Source organism: Gordonibacter pamelaeae 7-10-1-b (genome assembly GCF_000210055.1).
Taxonomy (GTDB): domain Bacteria; phylum Actinomycetota; class Coriobacteriia; order Coriobacteriales; family Eggerthellaceae; genus Gordonibacter; species Gordonibacter pamelaeae.
Genome location: NC_021021.1, coordinates 2,984,199 through 2,988,147 on the forward strand (window position 1 = coordinate 2,984,199; position 3,949 = coordinate 2,988,147).

Consider the following 3,949-nt stretch of genomic DNA (forward strand, 5'->3'; position numbering starts at 1 on the left):
CCCAGATGTGCAACGTCAGCCGTGAGCTTCTGGTGCACTATGACAAGATCGGCCTGCTCAAGCCCAAGGAAGTACGGGGCAACGGCTACCGCTACTACTCGCTCAAACAGCTGTACCTGTTCGATGTCGTGCGCTTCTTCATGGATGCGGGCATGTCCACCAAGGAGATCAAGGAGTACCTGGACAACCACACGACCCAGCTGTTCCTGGACAGCATCCAGGCGAGCATCGACCGCATGGGGCAGCAGCGCGACATCCTGGACGCCCGCATCGGCATGATGGAGAAGATGCGCTACCTCACCCAGCGCGCCGTGACGTTCCCCAAAGAGCAGCCGCGGCTGTCGTACTGGGACGAGACCTGGTTCCTCACGACCGAGGTGCGCCGCGAGCGCTCCCAACAGGCCTATGCGCAGGCGGTGAGCGAGCACTCGGACTTCTGCCGCAACGGGGCGGGCATGGCCACGTTCCCCTTGGGGCGCGTCATCGACATCCCCAATCCGGACGACCCCTCCGAGTTCTACTACACGAAGCTCGTCACCTGGATATCGCCGCCCCGCGATGCCGCGCACCTCGGGGGCCGCGTCGAATGCAAGCCGAAGGGCAACTACGCGGTCGTGCTGCACCAGGGCGGCACGAGCACGGTGGCGCGCTCGTACGAGAAGCTGCTGGCCTACGTGGAGCGCGAGGGCTTCCGGATGCGGGGGCCGCTGTACGAGCTGGACATGAACTCGTACCTGATGTCGGCCTCGGCCGACGACTACCTGCTGCACATCTCGGTGCTCGTGGATGTGGAGGACGCCGCCGAAAGGGGCGGCGGGGGGTAGGAGCGGCGGGCGCCCCCGAAGAGGCACGGGGCCCCGTGGGCGCGCGCCGGCCGGCACGGGAAGGCCGGGCGCCCTCGCACCCGGCCGACAGGAGGAGGGGCCCGCGCACAGGCCCCTCCTTCGCGGAAAAACGTCAGGCGCTCAGGCGCTTCGTCTCCTCTATCAGGTTGTACACCACCGAGGGTTCGGACAGCGTGGAGATGTCGCAGAGGTCCTCGGTCTCCTGCGCGGCTATCTTGCGCAGGATGCGGCGCATGATCTTGCCGCTGCGGGTCTTCGGCAGGGCGGCCGTGAAGTGGATGTGGTCGGGCGTGGCGATGGGGCCGATGCCCTCGCGCACATGCCGTACCAGCTGGGAGCGCAGATCGTCGCTCAAGACCGTGCCCTCCTTCACCGTGACGTAGGCGTAGATGCCCTCGCCCTTCACGGGGTGCGGGCAGCCCACGACCGCCGCCTCTGCCACCTGCGGGTACGACACGAGCGCGCTCTCGACCTCGGCCGTGCCGATGCGGTGCCCCGACACGTTGATGACGTCGTCGATGCGGCCGGTGATCCAGAGGTAGCCGTCCTCGTCGCGGTAGGCGCCGTCGCCGGTGAGATAGCGGCCGGGGTGCGGGAAGTACACGTCCTTGAACGCGGTCTCGTTCTGGAACACGCCCAGCATCATGCCCGGCCAGGGACGCGTGAGCACGAGGCTTCCGGGCTCGTTCGGCGCGGCCTCGCTCCCGTCGGGGCGCACGACGCGCGGAGCCACGCCGAAGAACGGCAGGGCCGCCGACCCCGGCTTCATGTCCACCGCGCCCGGCAGCGACGTGATCATGACGCCGCCCGTTTCCGTCTGCCACCACGTGTCGGCAATGGGGCAGCGGCCCCGCCCGACGGCAGAGTAGTACCACAGCCACGCCTTCGACGTGATGGGCTCGCCCACCGACCCCAAAAGGCGCAGGCTGCTGATGTCATGGCCGTTCACCCACCGCTCGCCCTCCTTCATCATGGAGCGGATGGCCGTGGGGGCCGTGTAGAGGATGTTCACGCCGAACTTCTCCACGACCTCCCAGAAGCGGTCGGGCTTCGGGTAGCTGGGCACGCCCTCGAACATGAGCGACGTGGCGCCGTTGGCGAGCGGCCCGTACACGAGGTACGAGTGCCCCGTGATCCACCCCGCATCGGCCGTGCACCAGTAGATGTCCGTCTCCTTCAGGTCGAACACGTACTTCATGGTGAGCGAGGCGTACAGCAGGTAGCCGCCGGTACCGTGCACGATGCCCTTCGGCTTGGCCGTGCTGCCGCTGGTGTAGAACACGAACAGCGGCTCGTTCGCCTCCATGCGCGCGGGCTCGCAGGAGGGCGCGGCGCCGGCCATGAGGTCGTCCCACCACAGGTCGCGCTCGGCGGCCATCTCGGTGCGCTTCTCGATGCGGCGCACGACGACGCAGCTCCTCACCTGGGGGCACTGGTCGACCGCTTTGTCGCAGAGATCCTTGAGGTGCAATCTTGCCCGAACGGTAGCCGTAGTTGGCCGTGACCACCACGCGGGCGCCGGAGTCGAGGATGCGGTCGCGCAGCGCGTCGGCGGACAGGCCGCTGAACACGACGCAGTGCACGGCGCCGATGCGGGCGCAGGCGAGCATCGCGATGGCCAGCTGGGGGATCATGGGAAGGTAGAGCACCACGCGGTCGCCCTTCCCCACGCCCAGGTCCTTGAGCACGTTGGCGGCCTTGCACACCTCGCGGTGCAGGCGCTGGTAGGTGTACACCTCCACCTCTTCGGAGGGCTCGCCCTGCCAGATGAGGGCGGCCTTGTTGCGCCGCGGTCCCTCCAGGTGCCGGTCGAGGCAGTTGGCGGAGGCGTTGAGCTCGGCGCCGCGGAAGTAGCGGACGAACGGGCGGGAGGACTCGAAGTCGTACTCCTCCACCGCGTCCCACGGGCGATACCAGTCCAGCGTCTCGCGGGCCATCTGGCCCCAGAACGCCTCGGGCTCGTCGATCGAGCGGCGGTACAGCTCGTCGTAGTCTTGGCGGCTCTTCACGAGGGCCTTGTAGCTGAACTCGGGGGACGGCTCGATCATGCTCTCGTCTTTGAGCATCTGCCTGATGAAGGCGGCGCGGGTGTTCTGCTCCATGAGGGGATCCCTTCTACTCGTCTAGGTTGGGGTGCGGAAAGCGCGGATCGTCGCGGCGCGGGCGCGCCTAGGCGACGTTGTTCTCGCGGGAGAGGTCGACGTACACCACGTTGTGGGCGACGACGGGCTGGTACATGGCCTTGAGGTGCAGAGCGCCGGGACTGCAGGCGCGCAGGTTCCGTCCCAGATCGGGGCGGGTGTGGATGAGGTGCGCGAACGCGTCCTCGAGCAGCACGGTCTCGTGCAGGCCCTGGCATTCGTGCAGGGCGAGGCAGAGCGCGTCCACCGTGCCCTCGTCGCAGCGGCCGCACCAGTCGAAGTCGGCGATGTCCATGAGCACGACGGCGAAGGCGATGAGCTCTTTGTCGCGCAGGCACGGCACAAGGCGCTCGAGGTCGGTGCGGGCGAGGGGACGCCCGTCCATGAGCTCGTCGAGCCGCAGCAGGGCGTTCCTCCGCAGGTAGGCGGGCGCATCGCTGGCGGCGAGGGTCACGAGCGGCACCGGGTCGGCGAGCCGGGACACGGCCGCGATCTTGGCGGCGCGGCTGGCGTTCGCATCGAAGATGCGGGCCAACGGGTCGAGCCTGCGGGAGCCGGACAGGGCCGGGCGGCGCGCCTCGGCGTGCGCGGTCTGGACCAAAAGGGCGCTCAAAGCGGTGCGGGGACGGTTGGAGACGGTACTCGTTGCGGGCTTCGTCGTATCGGTTGCTTTCTTCTTCGCGTTCATGGCGTGCCTCCTTCGCGGTCAGCTCATGCGTCGTTCCTTCATCATCGTCGGGGGGGTGTCTCGTCGTCGATCGGTCTTTGCGAGCTCTGCAGGGGGCGGCCGGTGCTCGGGGATCGCAGGGTGCTCCGGCACCGGCCGCCGTGGGCCCATCATGGGGGTTGCAACGATTACAAGGTCAAGAAACCGGCGGCGCGCCGCCCCTCGGCCGGTTCGATTTCGACCGCGAGCGGGTTTTCGAAGGGGAATGGCGCCGCCGATGCCGGCACGGCGACAGC

Annotated in this window: 3 protein-coding genes and 1 pseudogene; 1 reads left to right on the plus strand and 3 read right to left on the minus strand. The window is 68.2% G+C overall.

The genetic code is table 11. The features are described 5' to 3' along the window. Positions 1-824 (plus strand): MerR family transcriptional regulator (locus GPA_RS13770; RefSeq protein ID WP_083809153.1); only part of this gene is annotated, 824 nt, incomplete at its 5' end. A 133-nt stretch (positions 825-957) separates the two neighbouring features. Here the strand turns inward: GPA_RS13770 and GPA_RS13775 are convergent. The 3 genes and pseudogenes from GPA_RS13775 to GPA_RS13780 form a co-directional block, all read right to left on the minus strand. Further along, positions 958-2,268, minus strand: coding sequence for an acetate--CoA ligase (locus GPA_RS13775; RefSeq protein ID WP_269446291.1), 1,311 nt, complete (start codon positions 2,266-2,268; stop codon positions 958-960). Positions 2,269-2,386: 118 nt separating this feature from the next. Further along, positions 2,387-2,947, minus strand: a pseudogene (locus GPA_RS20435) (AMP-binding protein); the annotation flags it as partial. 67 nt (positions 2,948-3,014) lie between these two features. Continuing rightward, on the minus strand, positions 3,015-3,674 hold the full coding sequence (locus GPA_RS13780) for a hypothetical protein (RefSeq protein WP_015540242.1): 660 nt from the start codon (positions 3,672-3,674) through the stop codon (positions 3,015-3,017). Positions 3,675-3,949: the final 275 nt, after the last annotated feature.

Bases quoted from the DNA above. Each gene is read 5' to 3' on its own strand.
- GPA_RS13780 (WP_015540242.1), bottom strand. From the start codon at position 3,674: ATGAACGCGAAGAAGAAAGCAACCGATACGACGAAGCCCGCAACGAGT.